Annotated in this window: 22 protein-coding genes and 1 riboswitch; of the genes, 18 read left to right on the forward strand and 4 right to left on the reverse strand. The window is 66.6% G+C overall.

What is annotated here, in order from left to right; genetic code table 11:
• Positions 1–8 precede the first annotated feature (8 nt).
• The 5 genes from H1343_RS04545 to H1343_RS04565 all read left to right on the forward strand — a co-directional run bounded on the left by H1343_RS04545 (position 9) and on the right by H1343_RS04565 (position 5,847).
• Positions 9–965 carry an ABC transporter permease gene (locus H1343_RS04545; protein WP_185984744.1) on the forward strand — a complete coding sequence of 319 codons (957 nt, stop codon included), beginning with the start codon at positions 9–11 and terminating at the stop codon, positions 963–965.
• Positions 962–1,975, forward strand: a complete 1,014-nt coding sequence (locus H1343_RS04550) for an ABC transporter ATP-binding protein (RefSeq protein ID WP_185984745.1) — start codon at positions 962–964, stop codon at positions 1,973–1,975. Before H1343_RS04545 ends, H1343_RS04550 begins: the two co-directional genes overlap by 4 nt.
• Positions 1,972–2,964 carry an ABC transporter ATP-binding protein gene (locus H1343_RS04555; RefSeq protein ID WP_185984746.1) on the forward strand — a complete coding sequence of 331 codons (993 nt, stop codon included), beginning with the start codon at positions 1,972–1,974 and terminating at the stop codon, positions 2,962–2,964. The genes H1343_RS04550 and H1343_RS04555 overlap by 4 nt, the downstream gene beginning before the upstream one ends.
• 42 nt (positions 2,965–3,006) lie before the next feature.
• A riboswitch (TPP riboswitch) is annotated at positions 3,007–3,122 on the forward strand.
• A 60-nt stretch (positions 3,123–3,182) separates the two neighbouring features.
• On the forward strand, positions 3,183–3,824 hold the full coding sequence (locus tag H1343_RS04560) for a TenA family protein (RefSeq protein ID WP_185984747.1): 642 nt from the start codon (positions 3,183–3,185) through the stop codon (positions 3,822–3,824).
• Positions 3,825–4,023: 199 nt separating this feature from the next.
• A complete protein-coding gene (locus H1343_RS04565; protein ID WP_185984748.1) occupies positions 4,024–5,847 on the forward strand; it encodes a monovalent cation:proton antiporter-2 (CPA2) family protein in 1,824 nt (607 codons plus the stop codon).
• A 2-nt stretch (positions 5,848–5,849) separates the two neighbouring features.
• On the opposite strand, the gene H1343_RS04570 is transcribed toward H1343_RS04565, so the two are convergent.
• A complete protein-coding gene (locus H1343_RS04570) occupies positions 5,850–7,106 on the reverse strand; it encodes a glycerate kinase type-2 family protein (RefSeq protein WP_185984749.1) in 1,257 nt (418 codons plus the stop codon).
• 319 nt (positions 7,107–7,425) lie between these two features.
• Positions 7,426–8,079 carry a DedA family protein gene (locus H1343_RS04575; protein WP_185984750.1) on the reverse strand — a complete coding sequence of 218 codons (654 nt, stop codon included), beginning with the start codon at positions 8,077–8,079 and terminating at the stop codon, positions 7,426–7,428.
• 164 nt (positions 8,080–8,243) lie between these two features.
• Here H1343_RS04575 and H1343_RS04580 point away from each other — a divergent pair, with 164 nt between their 5' ends.
• The 5 genes from H1343_RS04580 to H1343_RS04595 all read left to right on the forward strand — a co-directional run bounded on the left by H1343_RS04580 (position 8,244) and on the right by H1343_RS04595 (position 12,302).
• Positions 8,244–9,167 (forward strand): DMT family transporter, encoded by a 924-nt coding sequence (locus tag H1343_RS04580; RefSeq protein ID WP_246333324.1) that lies wholly within the window; start codon positions 8,244–8,246, stop codon positions 9,165–9,167.
• Positions 9,168–9,273: 106 nt separating this feature from the next.
• Positions 9,274–9,360 carry a small membrane protein YohP gene (locus H1343_RS17225; RefSeq protein ID WP_484463079.1) on the forward strand — a complete coding sequence of 29 codons (87 nt, stop codon included), beginning with the start codon at positions 9,274–9,276 and terminating at the stop codon, positions 9,358–9,360.
• A gap of 97 nt (positions 9,361–9,457) precedes the next feature.
• On the forward strand, positions 9,458–10,786 hold the full coding sequence (gene aptA, locus H1343_RS04585) for an omega-aminotransferase AptA (protein WP_185984751.1): 1,329 nt from the start codon (positions 9,458–9,460) through the stop codon (positions 10,784–10,786).
• A 186-nt stretch (positions 10,787–10,972) separates the two neighbouring features.
• Positions 10,973–12,016: a PstS family phosphate ABC transporter substrate-binding protein gene (locus tag H1343_RS04590; protein WP_425484629.1), complete on the forward strand. Its 1,044-nt coding sequence runs from the start codon at positions 10,973–10,975 to the stop codon at positions 12,014–12,016.
• A 55-nt stretch (positions 12,017–12,071) separates the two neighbouring features.
• The gene (locus tag H1343_RS04595) at positions 12,072–12,302 is read left to right on the forward strand and encodes a hypothetical protein (protein ID WP_185984753.1); all 231 of its coding nucleotides are present in this window, start codon (positions 12,072–12,074) and stop codon (positions 12,300–12,302) included.
• Here H1343_RS04595 and H1343_RS04600 read toward each other — a convergent pair.
• Entirely contained in the window at positions 12,284–13,024 is a 741-nt protein-coding gene (locus H1343_RS04600) for a FadR/GntR family transcriptional regulator (RefSeq protein WP_185984754.1), read from the reverse strand. The two genes, H1343_RS04595 and H1343_RS04600, sit on opposite strands and share 19 nt — an antisense overlap.
• Before the next feature lie 198 nt (positions 13,025–13,222).
• Here H1343_RS04600 and araD1 point away from each other — a divergent pair, with 198 nt between their 5' ends.
• From araD1 to mmsB, 8 genes are all read left to right on the forward strand, one after another.
• Complete coding sequence (gene araD1 / locus H1343_RS04605) at positions 13,223–14,209, forward strand: AraD1 family protein (RefSeq protein ID WP_185985486.1); 987 nt, start codon at positions 13,223–13,225, stop codon at positions 14,207–14,209.
• Complete coding sequence (locus H1343_RS04610; protein WP_185984755.1) at positions 14,206–15,141, forward strand: Gfo/Idh/MocA family protein; 936 nt, start codon at positions 14,206–14,208, stop codon at positions 15,139–15,141. The genes araD1 and H1343_RS04610 overlap by 4 nt, the downstream gene beginning before the upstream one ends.
• A complete protein-coding gene (locus H1343_RS04615) occupies positions 15,138–16,190 on the forward strand; it encodes an aldose epimerase family protein (RefSeq protein WP_185984756.1) in 1,053 nt (350 codons plus the stop codon). Before H1343_RS04610 ends, H1343_RS04615 begins: the two co-directional genes overlap by 4 nt.
• A complete protein-coding gene (locus H1343_RS04620; RefSeq protein WP_185984757.1) occupies positions 16,187–18,007 on the forward strand; it encodes an IlvD/Edd family dehydratase in 1,821 nt (606 codons plus the stop codon). Before H1343_RS04615 ends, H1343_RS04620 begins: the two co-directional genes overlap by 4 nt.
• Positions 18,008–18,015: 8 nt before the next feature.
• On the forward strand, positions 18,016–18,903 hold the full coding sequence (locus H1343_RS04625) for an SMP-30/gluconolactonase/LRE family protein (RefSeq protein ID WP_185984758.1): 888 nt from the start codon (positions 18,016–18,018) through the stop codon (positions 18,901–18,903).
• Between the two features lie 65 nt (positions 18,904–18,968).
• A complete protein-coding gene (gene chvE / locus H1343_RS04630; protein WP_185984759.1) occupies positions 18,969–20,024 on the forward strand; it encodes a multiple monosaccharide ABC transporter substrate-binding protein in 1,056 nt (351 codons plus the stop codon).
• Positions 20,025–20,081: 57 nt separating this feature from the next.
• Positions 20,082–21,620 (forward strand): multiple monosaccharide ABC transporter ATP-binding protein, encoded by a 1,539-nt coding sequence (gene mmsA / locus H1343_RS04635; protein WP_185984760.1) that lies wholly within the window; start codon positions 20,082–20,084, stop codon positions 21,618–21,620.
• The gene (mmsB, locus tag H1343_RS04640; protein ID WP_185984761.1) at positions 21,617–22,804 is read left to right on the forward strand and encodes a multiple monosaccharide ABC transporter permease; all 1,188 of its coding nucleotides are present in this window, start codon (positions 21,617–21,619) and stop codon (positions 22,802–22,804) included. The genes mmsA and mmsB overlap by 4 nt, the downstream gene beginning before the upstream one ends.
• A 32-nt stretch (positions 22,805–22,836) precedes the next feature.
• On the opposite strand, the gene H1343_RS04645 is transcribed toward mmsB, so the two are convergent.
• The gene (locus tag H1343_RS04645) at positions 22,837–24,894 is read right to left on the reverse strand and encodes a prolyl oligopeptidase family serine peptidase (protein ID WP_185984762.1); all 2,058 of its coding nucleotides are present in this window, start codon (positions 24,892–24,894) and stop codon (positions 22,837–22,839) included.
• Positions 24,895–25,019: the final 125 nt, after the last annotated feature.

The following is a 25,019-nucleotide window of genomic DNA, read 5'->3' on the forward strand; positions in this document are numbered from 1 at the left end:
CCTTTCCCATGAGCGACACCGCCAAGCCCGTACCGACACCGCCGCAGCGCTCGGTCTTCTTCCGCGCCTGGGATTCGGATCTCGGCTATTCCTTCCGCAAGTCCCCGGTCACGATCTGTGCGGCACTCGTCGTGCTCGTCCTCGTCGGGTCGGCGCTGCTCGCGCCGTGGATCGCTCCGACGAACCCTTTCGACGGACGCGGCATCAACCTGATGAACGGCTTCACGCCGCCGATGACGGCGAACCAGTTCACCGGTGAAACCTTCCTGATGGGCACCGACAACCAGGGCCGCGACATCTTCTCCGCCATCCTCTACGGCAGCCGGGTCTCGCTCTTCGTCGGCTTCTCGGCGGTGGCCTTCTCGCTGATCCTGGGCGTCTCGCTCGGGCTTCTGGCCGGCTATGTCGGCGGGCGCACCGATTCCATCATCATGCGCATCGCCGACGTGCAGCTTTCTTTCCCGGTGATCCTGATCGCGCTCCTGATCTTCGGCATCGCGCGCGGCTTCCTGCCGCCGCAGTACCGCGAGACGATGGCGGTCTATGTCCTGATCGTCGCCATCGGCCTCTCGGACTGGGTGCAGTACGCGCGCACCGTGCGCGGCGCGACGCTGGTGCAGAAGAACAAGGAATACGTGCAGGCCGCGCAGCTCATCGGGCGCAAGCCCTTCGCGATCATGTTCCGCCACGTCCTGCCGAACGTCACCGAGCCGATCCTCGTGATCGCCACCATCTCGCTGGCGCTCGCGATCATCTCGGAATCAACTCTCTCCTTCCTCGGCGTCGGCGTGCCGCCGACCCAGCCCTCGCTTGGCACGCTGATCCGCATCGGCCAGGGCTTCCTGTTCTCCGGCGAATGGTGGATTCTCCTGTTCCCCTCCCTGACGCTCCTTGCGCTCGCGCTCTCCATCAACCTCCTGGGCGACTGGCTGCGCGAGGCGCTGAACCCGAGGCTGGCGAAATGAGCGCGGTCCTCGAAGTCGCGGCCGCCAAGGTCGCCAAGGCGACGCCGGTCATTTCGCTGAAGGATCTCGTCGTGGAATTCCCCACGCGGCGCGGAACCCTGCGCGCCATCGACAAGGTGTCGTTCGACGTGGCGCCGGGCGAGATCCTCGGCGTCGTCGGCGAATCCGGCGCCGGCAAGTCGATCACCGGCTCGGCGATCATCGGCCTTATCGACCCCCCGGGGCGCGTCGCGGGCGGCGAAATCCTGCTCAAGGGCGAGCGGATCGACAATCTGCCCGAGGAAGAGATGCGGCGCCTGCGTGGCAAGCGCATCGGCATGGTCTTCCAGGATCCGCTGACGAGCCTCAACCCGCTCTACACGGTGGGCGAGCAGCTCATCGAGACGATCCGCACGCATCTTCCGGTTTCAGCCGCCGATGCGCGAAAGCGCGCCATCGACCTTCTGGCTGATGTCGGCATTCCGGCGCCCGCCCAGCGGGTGGACTCGTATCCGCACCAGTTCTCGGGCGGCATGCGCCAGCGCGTCGTCATCGCGCTCGCTTTGTGCGCCGAGCCCGAGTTCATCGTGGCCGACGAGCCGACGACCGCGCTCGACGTCTCGCTGCAGGCGCAGATCATCGCGGTGTTCAAGAAGGTCTGCGCCGAGCGCGGCACCTCGGCCATCCTCATCACGCACGACATGGGCGTGATCGCCGAGGCCGCCGACCGCGTTGCCGTCCTGTATGCCGGGCGCATCGCCGAGGTCGGACCGGTGAAGGACATGCTTCAGCATCCGCTGCACCCCTACACCTCCGGCCTGATGGGCTCGATCCCCTCGATCGCGGGCACCGACGAGCGGCTGCGCCAGATCACCGGGGCCATGCCGCGCCTCAACCGCATCCCGAACGGCTGCGCCTTCCATCCGCGCTGCGAGCGCGAAATGCCGATGTGTTCAGCCAAGCGGCCCGGCCTCAACCATGTCGGCGCGACGGACGTCGCCTGCTTCCTCCATGGAGACGCCACGGCATGAGCGCGCTTCTGAAGATCGACCATCTCTCGCGCGAGTTCGACGTCTCGGCGCCCCTTCTCAACCGCATCATCGAGCGCAAGCCCAAGCAGAGCGTGAAGGCCGTCGACGACGTCACGCTCCAGATCGAAAAGGGCAAGACCTTCGCGCTCGTGGGCGAATCGGGATCGGGCAAGTCGACCATCGCACGCATGGTCGTCGGGCTGATCGAGCCGACGAAGGGCGCAGTGGAGTTCGACACCGTCGACATCTGGGACAAGGGCAATGCCCGCAAGCTCGGCGAACTGCGCCGCCGCTTCCAGATGATCTTCCAGGACCCCTACGCCTCGCTGAACCCTCGCTGGCGCGTGCGCGACATCATCGCCGAGCCTCTGAAGACCTACGGCATCGCCACGACCAAGGCCGAGATCGACAAGGAGGTCGGCCGGCTTCTCGAGGTCGTGAAGCTCTCGCCCGAGGACGGGATCAAGTATCCGCACCAGTTCTCGGGTGGCCAGCGCCAGCGCATCTGCATCGCGCGCGCGCTCGCCAACCGGCCGGAGTTCATCGTCTGCGACGAGCCGACCTCGGCCCTCGACGTCTCGGTCCAGGCGCAGATCCTCAACCTGATGAAGGACCTGCAGGACGAGTTCGGCCTGACCTACCTGTTCATCTCCCACAATCTCGCGGTGGTGAACTACATGGCCGACGAGGTGGGCGTCCTCTATCTCGGCCGCCTGTGCGAGATCGCGCCGCCGAAGGTGCTGTTCGAGCGCGCGCGCCATCCCTACACGCGCTCGCTCCTCGACTCCGTGCCGGACATGGAGATGACCGGCCGCGAGCGCTCGCCGGTGAAGGGCGAGATCCCGAACCCGATCTCACCGCCGTCCGGCTGCTTCTTCCACCCCCGTTGCCCCCACGCCAACGACCGCTGCCGGCGCGAGGCGCCGCTGATGAAACCGCAGGACGGCGTCATCGTCGCGTGCCACGGCGTGGAAGAGGGCCGCATCTGACGTTGCACGATTGACACGCGTGCTTCCCCGCGCCCATCCTCGCCTCATTCCGAGGGGTGCGCCGCTTTCGCAAAGGAAGGCGGCGCTGAGACGGCGGTCGCCGAACCCTTGAACCTGATCCGGGTCATGCCGGCGTAGGAACGGGAACCGGCGGACCGCGTACGGGACGCCTCGCCTCATCCCTCGTCGGCCGCCCGTGGCGATGAAGGGAGACGCAGATGAACGAGCGATTCACGGAAGCACTGCGGCAGGCCGCAAGCGAGGACTGGCAGGCGACGATCGGCCATCGCTTCGTGGACGAGCTTCTTGCCGGGACGATCGACGATGCGGTCATGGCGCGGTATCTCGTGCAGGATCACCGCTTCCTTGATGCCTTCCTGATGCTCCTCGGCGCCGCACAGGCAAGCGCGGACAATTTCACGGCCCGGCTGCGCCTCGCACGCTTCGGGGGGATGATCGCGGGCGAGGAGAACACTTATTTCGAGCGCTCCTTCGAAGCGCTCGGCGTCGACAATGGGACGCGGGAGGCCACACCGGATACGGAGCCGACCGCCGGCTTCAAGGCGATCATGCGCGAGGCCGCCACCATGCGCTCCTACGCCGGCGCGCTGAGCGTCCTGTGCGTTGCGGAGTGGTCCTATCTCGAATGGGCAATGCGCGCCGACGCCCGGCGTCCCGACAACTTCGTCCACGACGAATGGATCACGCTGCACGACAACCCGGCCTTTCGTGATTTCGTGGTCTTCCTGCGTGCGGAGCTGGATCGCGTCGGACCGCACGAGGACGCGGTGTGCCGCGATCTTTTCACGCGTGCCGTCCGTCTCGAAAGGGCTTTCTTCGACGCCGCCTACGAGATTTGACACGCGGTCTTTAACGCGCGGCTATACGGCGCGGAAACGATCGACTTTCAGGTGCGCACCGTGGTGATCGCCCCCCAACATCGCCCTACCGGAGAGCCGCGAGCGTTGCGAAATGTGCACTTCACCGTCCCGTGAAATGCAACTTGTGTCATGATCCCATCGCGCGTTTAAGGTGGTTGCGGTCACGGGGGTGCGCGCAATGGCGGTCGAAGGCGGCGGTGGATACGATCTGGCGCAGGTGGTTGCGCTACTCGGAGCGGGCGTCATCGCGGTGCCGATCTTCAAGCGGCTCGGCCTCGGCCCTGTCCTCGGCTACTTCACGGCGGGTTTGGTCGTCGGGCCCTTCGGCCTGGCGCTATTTGAGGACCCCGAGCGCATCCTGCACTTCGCCGAATTCGGCGTGATCATGCTCCTCTTCATCATCGGGCTCGAGATGGAGCCTGCGCGTCTGTGGGCGCTTCGTCGCCAGATCTTCGGGCTGGGGCTCGCGCAGGTCGCCCTGTGCGGCACGCTCCTGACGCTCGCGGGCACTTTCGCGGGCCTGCCGCTGTCTGTCGCCTTCGTGGCCGGGCTCGGTTTCGTGCTCTCCTCCACAGCCGTCGTGATGCAGATGCTGGAGGAGCGCGGCGAGACCGCCACGCCCGCCGGCCAGCGGGCAGTCTCCATCCTGCTACTGGAAGACCTCGCCATCGTGCCGCTTCTGGCGGTCGTTGCCTTCATCGGGCCGCGTGGCGGGGAGGAGGCCACGCCGCTCTGGCAGGAAATGGGGATCGCCTTCGTCGCGCTCGCCGTCCTCGTCCTCGTGGGACGCTACCTCCTCAATCCGATGTTCGCGGTGCTGGCGCGCGCAAAGGCTCGAGAGGTGATGACCGCGGCGGCTCTGCTCGTCGTCCTCGGCGCGGCGCTCCTCATGGACGAGGGCGGCCTTTCGATGGCGATGGGCGCGTTCCTCGCCGGCGTGTTCCTGTCCGAATCCACCTTCAAGAACCAGCTCGAGGCCGATATCGACCCGTTCCGCGGCATCCTCCTCGGCCTCTTCTTCCTCGCCGTCGGCATGTCGCTAGATCTTTCGGTGATCGCGCGCGAATGGGCGATGATCGCCGTTGCGGTCGTCGGCTTCATCCTGGTGAAGTCCATCGGCATCTACGTCGTCGCGCGTCTTCTCGGTTCGACGCGTCGCGAAGCGATCGTGCGCGTCAGCCTCTTCGCACAGGGCGGCGAGTTCGCCTTCGTCCTGTATTCGGCTGCGGTGGCCAACGGCATCTTCGATGGTGAGACCAACGCCATCTTCACCGCCACCGTCATCATCTCGATGGCTTTGACCCCGATCACCGCCATCATCATGCGCCATGTCATGCCGGACGAACCGATCTCGTTCGAAGGCATCGACAGGGCCGATGGCTTGCACGGCCGTGTTCTGATGATCGGCTTCGGACGCTTCTCGCAAGCCGCCAGCCAGTCGATCCTCGCACGCGGGATCGAGATTTCGATCATCGAGAGCGACGTCGACATGATCCGGGCAGCCACCGATTTCGGCTTCAAGGTCTATTTCGGGGAGGGGGCTCGGCTCGACACGCTGCGCGCTTCGGGTGCCGGCACGGCCGAGGCGGTGCTGGTCTGCGTTGACGATCCGGCCGCCTCGACACGGATCGTCAAGCTTCTCAAAACCGAGTTTCCGCACGTGACGGTCTTCGCCAGAGCGCATGACCGCGGACACGCGCTCGATCTCGTGAAGGCCGGTGCGGACTATCAGATCCGCGAGACGTTCGAATCGGCCATGGTCTTCGGCGCCGAGGTGCTGCGCCATTTCGACACCGAAGAGGAGACGATCGCCGACATCCTCGAAGATGTGCGCAAGCGCGATGCGGAGCGCTTCGATCTGCAACTTGCTGGCGGCCTCTATGCAGGGCGCGACCTGATGCACGGCAACGCGCCCGTCCCCGCGCCGTTGATCAGGCCGCGCAAGCCGGGCGTGCTGGTCGACGAGAAGGGCAACGAGAGCACCATGCCCGCCGCGTCATAGCCTCACAGGACGAGGATTGCCCGCAAATCGTTGACGTTGGTGAGCGTCGGCCCTGTCTTGACGAGGTCACCGAGCGCGTCGAACAGCGTGTAGCTGTCGTGGGCGGCGAGTGTGCGGCCCGGATCGAAACCCGCCGCGCGGGCACGCGCCAGAGTGTCGGGCGAGACGATCGCCCCCGCCGCGTCCTCGGTGCCGTCGATGCCGTCCGTATCGCCAGCCAGCGCGTGGATTTCCGCTGTGCCGTCCAGGGCGATGGCCAGCGAAAGCAGGAACTCTGTGTTTCGCCCGCCCCGTCCGGGCGTTTCCTGCCCGATCGAGACCGTCGTCTCGCCGCCCGACAGGATCACCGCGGGAGCGGCGCAGGGGTGGCCATGATTTCGCACCGAGCGTGCGATCCCGGCCATCAGCGTGCCGGCGTCGCGCGCTTCGCCTTCCAGCGCATCGCCCAGGATGATCGGCGTGATCCCCTGCTCGCGCGCGAAACCGGCCGCCGCCTCCAGCGCCATCTGCGGGGTGGCGATCATGCGGTAATCCGCCTCGAACGGGGGGAGGGAGGGCGGCGCTGCGCGAAGCAGCTCCGCCGCCTTCGGTGGCACTGCGGATCCCAGACGATCGGCGAGGACGGAGAGGTCGGCCGAGGCTTGCGGGTCGTCGACCGTCGGTCCGGAGGCGATGGCGCGGGGGTCGTCTCCCGGCACGTCGGAAATCGCAAGCGTCACGAGGCGCGCGGGTGCGGCGGCCCGAGCCAGGCGTCCGCCCTTGATGCCGGAAAGTCGGCGACGCACGCGGTTCATCTCGTTGATGCCGGCGCCGCTCTTGAGGAGAAGGCGGTTGACCGTCTTCTTGTCCTCGAGCGTCAGCCCTTCGGCCGGAAGCGCCATCAGCGACGAGCCGCCGCCGGAAATCAACGCGAGCACCAGATCGTCAGACGTCAGCCCCGCCACCGCAGCGAGGATGCGACGGGCGGCGCGCTCGCTGTTCTCGTCGGGCACCGGGTGGGCGGCTTCGATCACCTCGATCCGGCGCGTCGGTACCGCATGGCCGTAGCGCGTGACGACGACGCCATCGAGAGCGACATCCGGCCAGGCCGCCTCGAGCGCGGCAGCCATCAGCGCCGCAGACTTGCCGGCGCCGACGACGACGCAGCGGCCCGTGGGCTTCTCCGGCAAGTGCCGCGCGAGGACGTGCCTCGGGTCGGCGCTCGCGATGGCCTGGGCAAACAGCTCTTCAAGGAACTGCCGAGCCTGCCTCTCCTTCATGCCGTTTTCCCTCCCCAGGTCGTTGCACCGGCGCCGTGATGCCATGCCTAGGTGGGTTGGTAAACGCGAAAAGGCGCCCCGCGAAAGCCTCGCGGAACGCCTGATCGTGGTCGACCCTCTCTCGAAACGGTGAAGCTGACATGCAGCTCCGGCGCACGATCAGGTGAGGCCGAGGAAGCTCAGAATGGCGACGATGACGACGATGACGCCAATGATGTAGAAGATGTTCAAAGGTCTCACTCCTGTTCCTGACGGGAACGTGAACGCGTCGGCAGCCCAATCGTTCCGGCCCCGACAGGTTCTTGTCACCATCGGCCCTTCAGGAGCGTTGAGCTTTTGCCAGGCTCTTGCGCGCGCGCGGCGTCGACATGCGGATCACCCCGTAGATGCCGAGGCCAATGCTCGCCACCGTAACGATGGCGACGAGGCCGACGAAGTGCGCCTCGCTGTCCAGGCCCATCTCGCCGGCGCCCCGCGCGGCCACGTAGCCCGGTGCGAGGATCAGAGGAGCCCAGACGAAGGCCGATGCGATATTGGCGACCTGGAAGCGCAAGTGATCCATCCGGATGATTCCGGCAACCAGCGGGACGGTCGAGCGGACGGGGCCGAAGAAGCGGCCGAGGAAGACGGCGAGGACGCCGTATTTACGGAAGAACAGGCGCGCGCGCGCCACGCCCTGTCGATGATTGCGCATGAAGCGCGTCTGCACGAGGCCGGGCCCGAAATAGGCGCCGACATAATAGGACACGGCGTCGCCAAGGATTGCCCCGACGATGGTGGCGATGAGGATCGGCGCCGGATCAAGCACTCCGGCTCCGATCAGGCCGCCGATCAGAAGCATGACGGCCGTGGCCGGAATCAGGAGGCCGATCACGGCCAGCGATTCCCCGAAGGCGATGAGGCCGACGATCGGGATCGCCCAGGCCTGATGCGTTTCGATCAGCGCGCTGATCCAGTCCACCCACACATCCATTCCGAGTATCCTCATGTCGCCCCGCGCCGGGACCCTACGCGGCAAGCGTTAAGATCAGAATGTCGGCGAGGGCGTGGCGGAAACGCTTGCGCGGGGCGAACATCTCGCGATACGCCGCAGGCGGCGGAACGGCGCGGACCGGCCCGCGGGGGAGCGCCCGGCCTTTGCGTTGGAACCTGAAAGCCACCGGATCGACGGCCGGCATCGTGCTGATGCTCGTCGGCATCGCCCTGTTCGCGGCCAACGACGCGATGGGCAAGTGGCTGGTGGCGACCTATGCCGTCGGTCAGATCATGCTGATCCGTTCGCTCGCCGCACTGGCCGTCCTCGCCCCCTTCATCCGGCGCGAGGGCCGTTCGATCCTCACCCCGCCGCGTGCTGGCCTGCATCTCCTGCGCGCCTTCGGGGGCGCGGCCGAGAGCGCGCTTTTTTACGCGGCGCTCTTCTACCTGCCGCTCGCGCAGGTCATGACCTTCTATCTGGCTTCGCCGATCTACGTTGTCGCCCTGTCGGCGCTGTTCCTAGGCGAGCGTGTCGGCTGGCGGCGGTGGCTTGCAGTCTTGGTCGGCTTCGCGGGCGTCGTGGTGGCCCTCGGGCCGAGCCTTTCGGTCGCCTCGATCGGCGCGGCGATCGCCATCGTCGGCAGCTTCGCCTTCGCGATTCTGATCGTGCTCACCCGGCGCCTTTCGGATGCGGGCGGCACGACGCTGATCGCGTGGCAGATGACGGCGAGCGCGATCATCGGCCTCGTCCTCGCGCCCTTCGCGTGGACACCGCCGAGCGCGACCGGCCTTCTCGCGCTCTGCCTTCTGGGCCTTGTCGCCATGGCCGCCCATGTCTGCGTGAACCGCTCGCTCGCGGTCGCGGAAGCCTCGGTCGTGGTGCCCTTCCAGTACACGCTCATCATCTGGGCGATTGTCTACGGCGTCCTGATCTTCGGCGACGAGCCGAGCGCGGCGCTTTTTGTCGGCGCTGGGCTGATCGTAGCCTCCGGGCTCTTCATCCTCATGCGCGAGCGCAAGAAAGGGCTGCCGCCGACCGCCCTCGCGGTGCCCGACGCGATCGCCGAGGGCGAGCCGAGGAGTTGAGGACGCGCGTCGACCTGTGTCATTCGCGCCCTAGCTATCGCGCTGGATACTGCAACGCAGCACCGCGAGACCAAATGGGCCCGCGAGCATAAAACAAGGATCGACCATGTTCCGCTTCTTCGCCTCCACCATCGGCGTCATCTTCGTCATCGGCCTCATCGTCGTGATCGGCCTCCTGATGCTGATCTTCTGAGGCTCAAAGGGGCGCTTGACCCCCTCGCGGCGAGTTCATAGCGTCGGTCGAACGAGGCGCCCTGGATGGGGCTGCCATCACCGGAAGACCGAGCGCCATGAACGAGCATTCGCGGATCGCCACCAACAATCTCGACGCCTTCTGGATGCCGTTCACGGCGAACCGGCAGTTCAAGAAGGATCCGCGGCTCTTCGTGCGGGCGCGCGACATGCATTACGAGACCGCGGACGGACGCCGCGTTCTTGACGGAACCGCCGGGCTGTGGTGCGTCAACGCGGGGCATTGCCGCCCGCTCATCACCGAGGCGATCGCCACGCAGGCGGGCGAACTCGATTACGCTCCCGCCTTCCAGATGGGCCATCCGAAGGCTTTCGAGCTCGCCGCCCGGCTGACCGCAATGGCGCCCGCTGGCTTAGACCATGTGTTCTTCACCAATTCGGGGTCCGAGTCGGTTGAGACTGCTCTGAAGATCGCGCTCGCCTACCACCGCGCGCGGGGCGATGGCTCGCGTTTCCGGCTGATCGGGCGCGAGCGTGGATATCACGGCGTCAATTTCGGCGGCGTGTCGGTCGGGGGCATCGTCGGCAACCGCAAGATGTTCGGCACGCTCCTGACCGGCGTCGATCATCTGCGTCACACACACGACCCGGCGCGCAACGCTTTCACGCGCGGCGAACCCGAACACGGCGTCGATCTCGCCGAGGATCTGGCGCGCCTCGTCCAGCTTCACGACCCTTCCACCATCGCCGCGGTTATCGTCGAGCCGGTCTCGGGGTCAACCGGCGTGCTGCCGCCGCCCAAGGGGTATCTCAAGCGCCTTCGCGAAGTCTGCGACCAGCACGGCATCCTTCTGATCTTCGATGAGGTGATCACCGGCTTCGGGCGGATGGGCGAGGCCTTCGCCGCCGATTACTTCGGCGTGACGCCGGACATCATGACGACCGCCAAGGGCCTCACCAACGGCGTGATCCCCATGGGGGCGGTCTTCGTCAAAGGCGATATCCACGACGCGTTCATGACGGGGGGCGAGAACCTCATCGAGTTCGCCCACGGCTACACCTATTCGGGCAACCCGATCGCGGCGGCCGCTGGCCTCGCCACCCTCGACACCTATGCCGAGGAGGGGCTGTTCGAGCGCGCCAAGGCGCTGGAGCCGGTCTGGGCGGACGCGCTGCATTCGCTGCACGGTGAAGCGCACGTCATCGACATCCGCACCATCGGCATGATCGGGGCGGTCGAACTGGAGCCCATCGCGGGGCAGCCCACGAAGCGCGCCTTCGCAGCCTTCCTCGACGCGTATGAGCGTGGTCTCCTCATCCGCACGACGGGCGACATCATCGCGCTTTCGCCGCCGCTCATCATCTCGCAGGACCAAGTCAGCGAGATCGCCGCCACGCTGCGCAGCGTGCTGCGCGCCCTGGATTGAACGCTGCGGAAGCGGCTGCCGCGTGAATCGGAAAGCAAGCAATCTTATACGTTTACATCGTCATTCAATCGTCATCGATCTGTCATGTGTCCTTCGCGCGTGATCGCTAGGAGAGGCGTGTCCCCGGCGGCCGGCGAGCGGCTCCGAGGTATCAAATCAACCGTCTCGAAGGAGATGTTCCTCGTGTTGAACAAGAAGATCGCCGGCCTCGCGCTCGGCACGGCCGTCCTCGCCATCTCGCCGGCGAGCGCTCAGAACGCCGAGCCCGTGCAGATCGCCGGCTCCTCGACCGTTCTGCCCTACACGCAGATCGTTGCCGAGGCCTTCGGCGAAGCCTATCCTGATTTCCCGACCCCGGTGGTCGAGTCGGGCGGTACGGGCGGCGGCTTCACCCAGTTCTGCCAGGGCGTCGGCTCCTCGACGATCGACATCGCGAACGCCTCGCGCCCGATCTCGGACAACGAGAAGGCTGCCTGCGCCGCTGCCGGCGTGACGGACATCCAGGAAGTGCGCTTCGGCTACGACGGCATCGTCTTCGCCTCGGACGCCTCGCGCGATGACTTCGCGCTGACGCCCGAAATCGTCTTCAACGCGCTGGCCGCCCAGGTCGTCGTCGACGGCGAGGTTGTCGAAAACCCGTACACCAACTGGTCCGAGATCGACTCCTCTCTCCCCGACCAGCCGATCGCGGCCTTCATCCCGGCCGAGAACCACGGCACCCGCGAAGTCTTCGAGGACAACCTCCTCTCGGCCGGCTGCGAATCCTCGGGCGCGCTGGAAGCCTTCGTCGCTTCCGGCATGGACGAAGACGCGGCTGAGGACGCCTGCATCCAGGTTCGCGGCGGCAACTACACGACCGACATCTCGGGCGACTACTCCGAGACGCTGGCTCGCATCCAGGCCAACCCGGACGGCGTCGGCGTGTTCGGCCTCGCCTTCTACGAGCAGAACCAGGACCGCCTGAAGGTCGCCACCATCGACGGCATCACGCCTTCGGTCGAGTCGATCTCCACGGGTGAGTACCCGGTTTCGCGCCCGCTCTTCTTCTACGTCAAGTCGGCTCATATCGGCGTGATCCCCGGCCTGTCCGAGTTCGTCGAGTTCTTCCTTGACGACCAGATGATCGGCCCGGACGGCCCGCTCGCCCAGTACGGTCTCGTCCCGGCGCCGGACGCCGAGCGCGACGAGTACCGCGCGAACTTCGAGGCCGGCACCACGCTGGACCTCTAATCATCTCGCCTGCAAGGGCAGGTGACGGAAACGAAGGGCGCATCGCTGCAAAGCGATGCGCCCTTCGCCGTTCTGGGTGCGGCTCGTCGCATCGTTTGCGAGCATTCGCCGGATGGCTCCATGGCGCGATGCCCATAATGGTCGCCCCGTTCGACGGCTTTGGAGAGCTTTCGACACGGCATGCCGCACCGTTCTGCGCGTCGATGGTCGCAAGGCCACCGGCGAGAAGCTGGCGGCGCCGTTCGGGCGTCCGGCGAAGATCGAGGCTTATATCGACGACGTCTGAGGAGATATCGCCGTCTGTCGAAGGGCGAGGCTGGCCCGGCCCGCGCCGGTGTCGATGACGAGACGCATAGCCGTCGCGGCCTTCTCGCCGTCGCCGGCGGCCACCGCCTGCACGATACGCAGATGGTTGCGGGCCAGCTCCTCCATTTCCTCCCGCGTGCGGGCGGGGGAGGAAAGCTTGAAGGAAAGCGCGAGCGCGGCCTCGATCACGCCGCCGGCCGAGACCATGAATGGGTTGCGCGAAGCGCGCGCCAGCTCCTGATGGAACTCCAGATCGACCCGCGCAACGCTTTCGGGCGTGTGCGACAGGTCGTTCATGCGCCCGGCGATCTCGTAGAGGCGCAGGACGTCTCTCTCGCTCGCGTGGCGGGCTGCAAGAGATGCGGCCGCCGGCTCCAGGGCCAAGCGGATCTCGGCGAGGTGCTGGATGAAGGCCTCGTCGACGCCGGCCTCGATCCGCCATGAGAGGACATCCGCGTCGAAGAGGTTCCAGGACGCGCTGCCGAGAACGCGGGTGCCGACCTTCGCCTTCGGCTCGACGAGCCGCTTGGCGGCCAGCGTCTTCATCGCCTCGCGAAGCACCGTTCGCGAGACGCCGAAGCGCGAAATGAGCTCACCGTCGCCCGGCAGGATGGACCCGGCGGGCAGCGTGCCGTCCACGATCGCGCGGCCGAGCTGGCCCACCACCATCGCGTGGCTGGTGCGCAGCTGCCCGCCTTCCATCGTCGTTTCCAGAAGGCCCGCCAGCGACCTGCTCCCATAATCGGCCGTAACGCGACTGCGGCCTCGGTCCAGTCATATCGTATGATTGTTCTGCGTAATAGTCTTGGTAGTTTGGCAAAAGTGATCAAAGTTGGCCTTGACGCCGTGGTCGCGATTTCAATAAGTCATACTTTTAGAAGCGCGCTATCGGGAGGATGGATGCGGCTTATTCAGTACAGGCAGGGCGATAGGCCCGCCGTCGCGGTTCTTGAAGATGGCGCAATGGGCGAACGTCTCGCGGCCGCTTCGCTTTACGATTTGGCGTGGGACGCGATATCGCGCGGCGTCTTGCTCACCGAAGCGGTGCTGGCATCGCGCACCGGTGAGCCGGTCGACGCGCGGGAACTCGTCCGCGAAGGCCTGCTGGCGCTCCCCGTCACTCATGCCGACCCGGCGCATTGCCTCGTCACCGGTACGGGCCTCACCCATCTCGGCTCGGCCGCCGGCCGCGACGCCATGCACCGCAAGGCGCTGGAGGACGAGGCTGCGACCGACTCGATGAAGATGTTTCGCATGGGGTTGGAGGGCGGCAAGCCTGCTGCCGGATCGGTCGGCGTGCAGCCCGAATGGTTCTACAAGGGCGATGGCTCCACCCTGCGGGCCAGCGGTGAGGCGCTGGCCTCGCCCGGTTTTGCGCAGGACGGGGGTGAGGAGCCGGAGATCGCCGGCGTTTATCTCGTCGGCCCGGACGGGACGCCGTTCCGTCTCGGCTTCTGCCTCGCCAACGAGTTCTCGGACCACGTCACCGAGAAGGGCAACTATCTCTGGCTCGCCCACTCCAAGCTGCGCAACGCCGCGCTCGGACCCGAGCTTTTCGTCGGAGAGCTGCCCGATCATGTCGAGGGAGTTTCTCGCATCCGGCGCGGCGGGCAGACGGTGTTCGAAAAGCCCTTCCTTTCGGGCGAGGCGAACATGAGTCACTCGATCGCCAATCTCGAGCACCACCATTTCAAATACGATCTCTTCCGCCGGCCGGGCGATCTGCATATCCATTTCTTCGGCACGGCGACGCTTTCCTTCTCGGACGGCTTTGCGGCCAAGGAGGGCGACGTCTTTGAGATCGAAGCCGCACCCTTTTTGCTTCCGCTGACCAACGCGCTGCGCCTCGAGGCCGAGCGAGGCCTGCAAATGGTGAGGGCACTGTGAGCGCCGCGATCCGTCTCGCCATCGTCGGCCTCGGCAAGATCGCGCGCGACCAGCATCTGCCGGCGATCGCGGCAACGGATGGCGTGGAACTCGCCGCGATCGCCAGCCGCAACGCCGCGCTCGACGGTGTGCCGTCCTTCGCGACGATCGAGGAGCTTCTGGCCGCGGACGTCTCCGTAGATGCCGTCGCGCTCTGCACGCCGCCGCAAGGGCGCTTCGAGCAGGCACATGCCGCTCTGCACGCCGGCCTGCATGTGTTTCTGGAAAAGCCGCCGGGCGCGACGCTGGCCGAAATCCTGATCCTTGAAAAGCTGGCGCGTCTGAAAGGCGTGACGCTTTTCGCGAGCTGGCACTCCCGCTTCGCGCCCTGCGTCGGCGCCGCTCGCACCTTGCTGGCGGACAATCCGCCCTCGCATGTCCGCGTGACGTGGAAGGAGGACGTTCGGCACTGGCACCCCGGCCAGCAGTGGATCTGGGAGCCGGGCGGCCTCGGCGTCTTCGATCCGGGCATCAACGCGCTGTCGATCCTCACCGCCATCGTACCGCAGGCCCTGCGCCTCGATCGCAGCGACCTGTCCTTTCCGGCCAACCGCGCGGCGCCGATCGCGGCCTCTCTCGGCTTTTCAGGTGAAGCCGTCACCGTGGAGGCCGAATTCGACTGGCGCCAGACCGGCCCGCAGATCTGGGACATCGAAGCGCAGACAAGGGCGGGCACGCTTCTGCTTTCCGAGGGCGGGGCGCGGCTGACGCTCGACGGCGACGAGATCGCGGCCGGCGAGGACGCCGAGTATCGCGGGCTCTACGCGCGGTTCGTGGAACTGGTGCGCGGCGGCCAGCGCGACGTCGACGTCGAGCCGCTGGTGCATGTGGCGGACGCGTTCATGCTCGGCCGTCGCCACGCGGTCGAAGCCTTCGAGGACGAGGTAGCATGAGCGGCGCCCGCGAGACCTTCGGCGCAATGGCCGACGGCACGCCGGTGGAGCGCCTGCGTCTTCGTGGGGCGAAGGGCTTCGAGGTCTCGGTCATCACCTATGGCGCGGCGATCCAGTCGATCCTGGCGCCCGACGCGAAGGGCGACCTCGCCGACGTCGTGCTCGGCTTCGACGATCTGGACGGATACGTCCACGGGCGCGGCCATCTTGGCGGGACGATCGGGCGCTTCGCCAACCGTATCGCTGGCGGCAGGTTCTCGATCGACGGGCGCGATTTTACGATCCCGCACAATAACGGCCCCAACACATTGCATGGCGGCGCGAAGGGGTTCGATCACCGGCTTTTCAAGGTGGAGGAGGCCGATGAGCGCCGTGCCGTCCTGTCCCGCATTAGCACGGACGGGGAGGAAGGCTTTCCCGGAGAGCTGCGTCTCACCGTCTCCTACGAGGTGGAGGGAACCGCGCTGACGATCGAGATGACGGCGACCAGCGACGCGCCGACGATCGTGAACCTCACCAACCACGCCTATTTCAATCTGTCCGGCGCTGGAACGGCGCTCGATCATGAGTTGTCAGTAGCGGCACAGGCGATCCTCCCCGTGGCGCCCGACGGCATCCCGACCGGCGAGCCGATGGATGTGGCCGAGACGCCATTCGACTTCCGGGAGGCCCGGCCGATCGCCGCGCGGCTTCGCGAGGGGCATCCGCAGATCATGGCGATGCGCGGCTACGACCACAATTACTGCCTCGACGGCGGCCGTACGACCGAGCCGCGCGACGTTGCGCGCCTGTTCGACCCGGCGAGCGGACGGGCGATGACCCTTCAGACCACCGAGCCCGGCCTGCAGGTCTATTCGGGCAATTCGCTCGACGGGGCCGCGCTCGGGCGGGGAGGGCATGCGATCCGACAGGGCGACGGCCTGTGCCTCGAAGCGCAGAACTTCCCGGACGCGCCGAACCGGCCGGACTTTCCGAACGCGATCCTGCGGCCGGGCGAGACCTATCGGCATGTCATCCGCCTGATCTTTTCGACCGGAAGACCGCAATGACCCAGCACCCATCCTTTCCCGACACCCTCGCAAAGGCTCCGGCGCTGCGCTCGCGCGCCTGGTTCGACAATCCCGGCAACCCGGACATGACCGCGCTCTATCTCGAGCGCTACATGAATTTCGGTCTCAGCCAGGAGGAGTTGCAGTCGGACCGGCCGATCATCGGCATCGCACAGACGGGCTCGGATCTCTCTCCCTGCAACCGCCACCATCTCGAACTCGCAAAGCGCGTGCGCGAGGGGATCCGCGAGGCGGGCGGCATCGCCATCGAGTTCCCGGTCCATCCGATCCAGGAAACGGGCAAGCGCCCCACCGCGGGGCTCGACCGCAACCTCGCCTATCTCGGCCTAGTCGAGGTGCTTTACGGCTATCCGCTCGACGGCGTGGTGCTGACGATCGGCTGTGACAAGACCACGCCCGCCTGCCTCATGGCGGCGGCGACGGTGAACATTCCTGCCATCGCGCTCTCGGTCGGGCCGATGCTCAACGGCTGGTTCCGGGGCGAGCGAACGGGCTCGGGCACGATCGTTTGGAAGGCCCGTGAGCTGATGGCCAAGGGCGAGATCGACTATGCGGGCTTCGTCAAGCTCGTGGCCTCGTCCGCGCCCTCGACCGGCTATTGCAACACGATGGGCACGGCGACGACGATGAACTCGCTCGCCGAGGCGCTGGGGATGCAGCTTCCAGGCTCGGCCGCCATCCCCGCGCCGCACCGCGACAGGCAGGAGATCGCCTATCTGACGGGCAAGCGCATCGTCGACATGGTGGCCGAGGACCTGAAGCCCACCGACGTGATGACGCGCGAGAGCTTCATCAACGCCATCCGCGTCAATTCGGCGATCGGCGGCTCGACCAACGCGCCCATCCACCTGAACGCGCTCGCCCGGCATCTGGGCGTGGAACTGTCGATCGACGATTGGCAGACTTTCGGGCTGGACGTCCCGCTCCTCGTCAATCTGCAGCCGGCGGGTGAATATCTCGGCGAGGATTATCACCACGCCGGCGGCGTGCCGGCGGTGATCGCCCAGCTCATGAACGAGGGTCTGATCCATGAGGATGCGATGACCGTGAACGGGCGCACGATCGGCGAGAACTGCCGGGGCGTCGCGATCGAGGATGAGAAGGTCATCCGCCCCTTCGCGCGGCCGCTCAAGGAGCATGCGGGCTTCCTCGTCCTGAAGGGCAACCTCTTCTCCTCCGCGATCATGAAGACGAGCGTCATTTCCCCCGGATTTCGCGAGCGCTATCTCTCCAACCCGGAAGACCCCGAGGCCTTCGAGGGCCGCGCGGTCGTGTTCGACGGGCCGGAGGATTATCATGCGCGCATCGACGACCCGGCGCTCGCGATCGACGAGCACACCGTCCTCTTCATGCGCGGCGCGGGCCCCGTCGGCTATCCGGGCGCGGCTGAGGTCGTGAACATGCGCGCGCCCACCTACCTCCTGGAAAAAGGCGTCGCTTCACTCGCCTGCATCGGCGACGGGCGCCAGTCGGGCACTTCGGGCTCGCCCTCAATCCTCAACGCCTCGCCGGAGGCGGCGGTCGGCGGCGGGCTGGCGCTCCTGAAGACGGGCGACCGCGTGCGCATTGACCTCGGCCGCGGCACCGCGGACATCCTGATCGGCGACGAGGAACTGACGCGCCGCCGCGAAGCGCTGGCCAAGGCCGGCGGCTATCCGTTCCCGGAGCACCAGACGCCCTGGCAGGAAATCCAGCGCGCGCTCGTCGGCCAGCTCGAGACCGGTGCGGTGCTCGAGAGCGCCGTCGCCTATCAGCGCCTGGCCCAGACGCGCGGCATCCCGCGCGACAACCATTGAGCGGCACGATGGAAGACGCCCCTTACGAAATCCTCTCTCCCCATGCCTGCCATCTCGGTGAGGGGCCGGCCTATGAGGGCGCGACAGACACCGCCTGGTGGTTCGACATTCTCGAAAAGACGATGTTCGAGGCGAAGGTGGCGAGCCGCGTGGTGAAGAAGCATCTTCTGCCGACCATGGCCTCGGAAGTCGCCGCGATCGACGAGGAGCGCCAGCTCGTCGCGACGGCGGACGGGCTTTATGTGCGAGAGCGCGCCTCCGGCCGGCTGGAGCTTCTGCGCAAGCTGGAGGAAGACAACGACGTCACGCGGTCCAATGACGGGCGCGTCCATCCGTGCGGGGCGCTCTGGATCGGGACGATGGGCCGCAACGCGGAGACGAGCGCGGGCTCGATCTACTGGTTCTTCCGGGGCGAGCTGCGCAAACTCTGGGGCAATATCACCATTCCCAACGCCATCGCGTTCTCGCCGAAGGGCGATGTCGGCTATTTCGTCGACACGCGCGAAGGGCTCCTGAAGCGCGTGACGCTCGATCCGGCGAGTGGGCTGCCGACGGGGGAGCCGACGACGCTCTACGATCATCGCCGCGAGGACGGCGGCATGGACGGCGCGGTGGTGGACGCCGAAGGGCTGATCTGGAACGCGCGCTGGGGCGCCGGCTGCCTCGACGTCTACACGCCGGAAGGCGAGCGTGTGCGCACCGTGCGCGTGCCGGCCAGCCGCCCGACCTGCCCGATCTTTGTCGGCCCCGCCTTCGACCGGCTTCTTGTCACCACGGCCTCCGAAGGCATGGACGAGGACGCGAAGGCGGCCGACCCGCTGCACGGCCAGACCTTCATCTTCAACGTGAAGGCGCGCGGTCTCGCCGAGCCTCGCGTCAAACCTTTCGCCTCGTGAAAGCGGGGCGCGACACCTGAAACCAAAGGGCCGCGGGAATGGCGGCCATCTCGGGAGGAACGACAATGCGACTGACAGGACTTCTCGCCGCCACGGCGGCCCTCGGCACCATCTTCACGGCGCTGCCGGCCCTCGCGCAGACGGTCGGCATCGCCATGCCGACGCAGACCTCGGCGCGCTGGATCGCCGACGGCGACAACATGGTCAGGGTGCTGGAGGAACGCGGCTACTCGACCAACCTGCAATATGCGCAGGACGACATCCCCAACCAGGTCGCGCAGATCGAGAACATGGTCGCAGGCGGCGTCGACGTTCTCATCATCGCCTCGATCGACGGTACCACGCTCTCCGACGTTCTCGGGCAGGCGGCGGAACAGGGTATCCGCGTCGTCGCCTACGACCGGCTGATCCGCAATTCGCCGAACGTCGACTATTACGCGACCTTCGACAATTCCGAGGTGGGCGTGCAGCAGGGCCAGTCGATCATCGACGCGCTCGATCTCGAGAACCAGGCCGGCCCCTTCAACATCGAGCTCTTCGGCGGCTCGCCCGACGACAACAACGCCTTCTTCTTCTACGACGGGGCGATGAGCGTGCTGCAGCCCTATATCGACGAGGGCAAGCTGGTGGTGCGTTCCGGCCAGACCGGGATGGACACGGTCTCGACGCTGCGCTGGGACCCGGCGACCGCGCAGGCGCGCATGGACAACATCCTGTCGGCCTATTACGGCGACGCGCGCCTCGATGCGGTGCTCTCGCCGTATGACGGGCTGTCGATCGGCATCATCTCCTCGCTGCGCGGTGTCGGTTACGGCTCGGGCGACATGCCGATGCCGGTGATCTCCGGACAGGACGCCGAGGTGCAGTCGGTCAAGGCGATCATCTCAGGCGAGCAGACCTCGACGATCTTCAAGGACACACGCGAACTCGCCCGCGTCACGGCCGACATGGTGGACGCGATGCTGCAGGATCGCGAGGTGCCGGTGAACGACACAGAGACCTACGAGAACGGCGAGAAGGTGGTGCCGTCCTACCTCCTCGAGCCGGTCGTCGTGACCAGGGACAATTGGGAAGAGGTGCTGGTGGGCAGCGGCTACTACACCGCCGAGCAGCTTCAGTAGCAGGCAAAACAGGCGGCCCCGCGCGGGCCGCCCTCTCGCGGGGAGGCGAGGCGCGCGATGCGGCCCATTCTGGAAATGCGTGGAATCTCCAAATCCTTCGGCCCGGTCAAGGCGCTGCAGGGCGTGACGCTCGACGTCCTGCCCGCCGAAATCCACGCGATCTGCGGCGAGAACGGCGCCGGCAAATCGACGCTGATGAAGGTGCTTTCGGGCGTCTACCCGCACGGCTCCTACGAGGGCGAGATCGTCTACGAGGGCGAGGAGCGCTCCTTCTCGACCATCAAGGATTCCGAGGCGCTCGGCATCATCATCATCCACCAGGAGCTGGCGCTGATACCGTTGATGTCGATTGCCGAGAACATCTTCCTCGGCAACGCGCCGAACCGCTTCGGCGTGATCGACCGGGACGCCGTCCATCGCCGTTCCAAGGAGCTTCTGGCCAAGGTCGGCCTCGCCGACAATCCGGACACGCTGGTCACGCATCTGGGTGTCGGCAAGCAGCAACTCGTGGAGATCGCCAAGGCGCTGTCGAAGAAGGTGCGGCTGCTGATCCTCGACGAGCCGACGGCCGCGCTCAACGAGCGCGATTCCGACGCCCTGCTCGATCTCCTGACGGAGTTTCGCCGGCAGGGCATCGCGTCGATCCTGATCTCCCACAAGCTCAACGAAATCGCCAAGGTGGCGGACCGCGTGACGGTGCTGCGCGACGGGCGCACCGTCGGTACGCTGGACGCGTCGGGCGACGCCGTGCCCGAGGACGAGATCATCCGCCGTATGGTCGATCGTGACTTGGACGAGCGCTACCCGGCGCGCCCCGAACCGAAGATCGGCGAGACCGTCCTGTCGGTGCGGGACTGGAGCGTCCACCATCCCGATCATCCGGACCGGCAGGTCATCAAGGGCATAGACTTCGACGTCAGGCGCGGCGAGATCGTCGGTATCGCCGGGCTGATGGGCACGGGGCGCACCGAATTCGCGATGAGCCTCTTCGGCCGGTCCTGGGGCACGAAGATCGCCGGCAAGGTCTTCGTCAGCGGGCGGGAGGTAGACGTCTCCACCGTGCCGCGCGCGGTGCGGGCGGGGCTCGCCTATGTGACGGAGGACCGCAAGCATTACGGCCTCGTCCTCGGGCAGGACATCCGCAAGAACATCACGCTCGCCAATCTTCGCGGCGTCTCGCGCGCGGGGGTCGTCGACGAGGTGAAGGAGGTGGCCGTCGCGGGCGAGTATCGCACGCGCATGCGCATCCGCTCCTCGAGCGTCTACCAGGAGACGGGCAATCTCTCAGGCGGCAACCAGCAGAAGGTCGTCCTGTCGAAATGGCTCTTCTCGGAGCCGGAGGTGCTGATCCTCGACGAGCCGACGCGCGGCATCGACGTCGGCGCCAAATACGAGATCTACACCATCATCAACGATCTCGCCGACGCCGGAAAGGGCGTCGTCGTGATCTCATCGGAGATGCCGGAGCTGATCGGCATCTGCGACCGCATCTGCGTAATGAACGAGGGCCGCTTCGTCGGCGAGTTCGCGCGCGCCGAGGCGAGCCAGGAAAAGATCATGCAGTCCATCATGCGATCGGCCGGGAGGGCACGATGAGCCAGAACACCACGGCGGCGAGCGGGCGGCCCTCGGCCGCGGGCTTCCTGAAGAACAATCTGCGCGAATACGGGATGCTGCTCTCCCTCGTCGCGATCATGGCGTTCTTCGCCTACATGACGGGCGGAGCGAGCCTTCGCCCACTCAACCTCACCAACCTCATCTTGCAGAACTCCTACATCGTCGTCATGGCGCTCGGGATGCTGATGGTGATCGTCTCGGGCCATATCGACCTGTCGGTCGGCTCGGTGGCCGGCTTCATCGGCGCACTTTCCGGCATCATGATCGTGCAATGGGGGCTCGACCCCATGCTGGCGGCGCTTTTATGCCTCGTCGCCGGCGGCTGCGTGGGCGCCGCGCAGGGCTACTGGATCGCCTATTTCAAGGTGCCGTCGTTCATCGTAACGCTGGCCGGCATGCTGGTCTTCCGCGGACTGACGCTGGCGCTTCTGGGCGGCCAGCGGATCGGCCCGTTCCCGCCATCCTTCCAGTCCCTGTCCTCCGGCTTCATCCCGGACCCGTTCGCGGGGGAGGGGCTGCGGCTTCTCTCGGTGATCATCGGCGTCGGCATCGCCTGCGCGATCGTGGCCGCCAACATGCGCAACCGCCAGAGGCGTGTCGCCCACGGCATCGAGGACGAGCCGTCCGGCTTCTTCCTGGTCAAGAACATCGCGATCCTGGCGGCGATCTCCTGGGTTTCGTGGCAGATCTCGTCCTATCGCGGGCTGCCCAACGTTTTGATGATCATGCTGGTTCTGATCGCGCTCTACGCCTTCGCCACGACCCGCACGACGATCGGCAGGCAGGTCTACGCGGTGGGCGGCAACGAGCGTGCGGCCAAGCTGTCGGGCGTCATGACCGAGCGCTTGACCTTCTTCACCTTCGTCAACATGGGCGTGCTCGCCGCGCTCGCTGGCCTGATCTTCACCGCGCGACTGAACACGGCGACCCCGCAGGCGGGCGTCGGTTTCGAGCTGGACGTGATCGCGGCCTGCTTCATCGGCGGGGCCAGCGCCTATGGTGGCGTCGGCCGCGTGACGGGCGCCGTGATCGGCGCGATGATCATGGGCGTGATGAACAACGGCATGTCGATCCTGGGCATCGGCATCGATTGGCAGCAGGTCATCAAAGGCCTCGTGCTGCTCGGCGCCGTGTGCATCGACGTCTACAACCAGAGGCGCTGAGAAGGACCCGGCGGGCCAGCTGCCGCGCGACTTCAGTCAGCGCGTGGCGCGACCTTCAGCCCCGTCCAGTACGCGGCGAAGGCCCACATGTCGGCGATCTCCTCAATCGACTTGTCCAACGGCTTGCCGGCCCCGTGGCCTGACCGGACGTCCACACGCAGGAGGCGGGGCTTTTCGCCGAGATCGGCGGCCTGCAGCGCCGCGACATACTTGAAGCTGTGCGCGGGCACCACGCGGTCGTCGGTGTCTGCCGTGGTCGCCAGCACAGCCGGATAGGCGCGCCCTTCCGCGATGGTGTGGTACGGCGAGTAGGCGAGGATCGTCTCGAAATCCTCTTTCTTCGCCGGATCGCCGAAGTCTCCCATCCACAGCATGCCGCCCGTGAAGCGGTTGAAGCGCAGCATGTCCATGACGCCGACGCCGGGGATGGCGGCGGCGAAAAGGTCCGGGCGCTGGTTCGTCACCGCCCCGACGAGCAGCCCGCCGTTGGATTCGCCCTGGATGGCGAGCCCGTCCGCCGGGGTGATGCCCTCGGCGATCAGGAACTCTCCGGCCGCGATGAAATCGTCGAATGCGTTCTTCCGGTTCTTCAGGCGGCCGCCGTCGTGCCAGGCCTTGCCGTATTCCGACCCGCCGCGGATGTTGGCGACGGCGAAGACGCCGCCCTGTTCCACCCAAGCGATCTGGTGCGGAGCATAATAGGGCACCATGCTGATCCCGAAGCCGCCATAGCCGTAGAGGATGGTCGGGGCAGGACCGGTGACATCGCCGCGGCGCAGAATGAAGATCGGCACGCGCGTGCCGTCCTTGGAAGCGTAGAAGCGCTGCTCGAGAACGATCTCGTCGAGATCGACCGGAACGTCCGGCTTGGCCCACACCGTCCTCGCGCCGCTCGAGACGTCGTAGCGATAGATGGTGGTGGGCGCATCGCTGCTGGTGAAGACGAAAAAGGCCTCATCGTCGTCCATCGCGCCCCGAAAGCCGCCAGCGGTGCCGATGCCCGGGAGTTCGATCGTGCCCAGCGGCGTGCCATCGAGCGCGAAGCGCCGGACCTGCGACTTGGCGTCCTTCATGTAGGTCGTGATCAACTCGCCGCCGATAAGGGCGGCCGCGTTCAGGACCGCCTCGTCCTCCGGCACGATCTCCTCGAAGCGAGTGTCCGGGCGGTCGAGATCGACGGCCAGAACGCGCCCGCGCTCGCCGCCTTCGTCCGTCGTCAAGAACAGGAGCGAGCCGACATTGCCGACCATCGACCAGCTGTGATCGAGCCTTTCCACCAGCACGCGCGGTGTCCAGTCCTCGCTCGTCAGATCGATGACGGAGAGCGCGTTGCCGCCGGCCCCGGGCGTGGAGGTGATGGCGGCGTAGCGCCCGTCTTCGGTCACGTCGATGACGTTGACGAGGTGGGGCATGTCGGGCGTTGCGTGCACGAGCCGGTCTTTCGTCTGCGGTGTGCCGAGCCTGTGGAAGTAGATCGCATGCCCGCTCACCGGGGCATCGAAGGCGCCGGCCTCCTCGCGGCCGGGAAAGCGCGAGTAGAAGAAGCCGGAGCCGTCCACGGCCCAGTCGATCTGGCTGAAGCGCACCTGCGAGACCGAATCGTCGAGGATCGCACCGCTGTCGATCTCCAGAACGCGGATGGTGCGCCAGTCGGTGCCGCCGTCCTGCGTGGCGTAGGCGAGACGGGCGCCGTCAGCCGAGGGCGCCCATTCGGCCAGCGCGTCCGCACCGTCTTGAGACCAGCCGTTCGGATCGATCAGCATGCGGTCCTCACCATCCGGGCCCTCGCGCATGACCAACACCGGCTGGTTGGCGAGCCCGGCGTGACGCGTGAAGAAATAGCGGTTGCCGCGCTTGTAAGGCGCAGTCAGGCGGTCATGGTCGAGCAGCGCCGTCAGGCGTTGGCGGAAAATCTCGCGGCCGGGGAGCTTCGAAAGATGCTCCTGCGCGAATTCGGCCTGCGCCTCGACCCAGGCCTTGACCTCGGCATCCTTGCGCGCATCCGCCTCCAGCCAGCGATAGGGATCGGCGATGCTGTGGCCGAAATGGTCCTCGACGATATCGACGCGCCTGGTCTTCGGATAAGTCATGGGAAGCTCCTTGTCGCGGGGGAGACATGGGTGCCACTCGGTGCCTTTTTGATGGCACTTTGTGACCGGCGCGACCTCGACGAGCTGAGTGGCTTCGATCGGCAGCCGTCCGGCGGGGTGGATCA

This window comes from Aureimonas mangrovi (assembly GCF_014058705.1).
Taxonomy (GTDB): Bacteria; Pseudomonadota; Alphaproteobacteria; order Rhizobiales; family Rhizobiaceae; genus Aureimonas; species Aureimonas mangrovi.

Bases quoted from the DNA above. Each gene is read 5' to 3' on its own strand.
- H1343_RS04545 (WP_185984744.1), top strand. From the start codon at position 9: ATGAGCGACACCGCCAAGCCCGTACCGACACCGCCGCAGCGCTCGGTC.
- araD1 (WP_185985486.1), top strand. From the start codon at position 13,223: ATGCGGCTTATTCAGTACAGGCAGGGCGATAGGCCCGCCGTCGCGGTT.
- H1343_RS17225 (WP_484463079.1), top strand. From the start codon at position 9,274: ATGTTCCGCTTCTTCGCCTCCACCATCGGCGTCATCTTCGTCATCGGC.
- mmsA (WP_185984760.1), top strand. From the start codon at position 20,082: ATGCGGCCCATTCTGGAAATGCGTGGAATCTCCAAATCCTTCGGCCCG.
- H1343_RS04620 (WP_185984757.1), top strand. From the start codon at position 16,187: ATGACCCAGCACCCATCCTTTCCCGACACCCTCGCAAAGGCTCCGGCG.
- H1343_RS04625 (WP_185984758.1), top strand. From the start codon at position 18,016: ATGGAAGACGCCCCTTACGAAATCCTCTCTCCCCATGCCTGCCATCTC.
- mmsB (WP_185984761.1), top strand. From the start codon at position 21,617: ATGAGCCAGAACACCACGGCGGCGAGCGGGCGGCCCTCGGCCGCGGGC.
- aptA (WP_185984751.1), top strand. From the start codon at position 9,458: ATGAACGAGCATTCGCGGATCGCCACCAACAATCTCGACGCCTTCTGG.
- H1343_RS04570 (WP_185984749.1), bottom strand. From the start codon at position 7,106: ATGAAGGAGAGGCAGGCTCGGCAGTTCCTTGAAGAGCTGTTTGCCCAG.
- H1343_RS04615 (WP_185984756.1), top strand. From the start codon at position 15,138: ATGAGCGGCGCCCGCGAGACCTTCGGCGCAATGGCCGACGGCACGCCG.
- H1343_RS04555 (WP_185984746.1), top strand. From the start codon at position 1,972: ATGAGCGCGCTTCTGAAGATCGACCATCTCTCGCGCGAGTTCGACGTC.
- H1343_RS04560 (WP_185984747.1), top strand. From the start codon at position 3,183: ATGAACGAGCGATTCACGGAAGCACTGCGGCAGGCCGCAAGCGAGGAC.
- H1343_RS04575 (WP_185984750.1), bottom strand. From the start codon at position 8,079: ATGGATGTGTGGGTGGACTGGATCAGCGCGCTGATCGAAACGCATCAG.
- H1343_RS04565 (WP_185984748.1), top strand. From the start codon at position 4,024: ATGGCGGTCGAAGGCGGCGGTGGATACGATCTGGCGCAGGTGGTTGCG.
- H1343_RS04600 (WP_185984754.1), bottom strand. From the start codon at position 13,024: ATGGAAGGCGGGCAGCTGCGCACCAGCCACGCGATGGTGGTGGGCCAG.
- H1343_RS04550 (WP_185984745.1), top strand. From the start codon at position 962: ATGAGCGCGGTCCTCGAAGTCGCGGCCGCCAAGGTCGCCAAGGCGACG.
- chvE (WP_185984759.1), top strand. From the start codon at position 18,969: ATGCGACTGACAGGACTTCTCGCCGCCACGGCGGCCCTCGGCACCATC.
- H1343_RS04595 (WP_185984753.1), top strand. From the start codon at position 12,072: ATGCGCCCTTCGCCGTTCTGGGTGCGGCTCGTCGCATCGTTTGCGAGC.
- H1343_RS04645 (WP_185984762.1), bottom strand. From the start codon at position 24,894: ATGACTTATCCGAAGACCAGGCGCGTCGATATCGTCGAGGACCATTTC.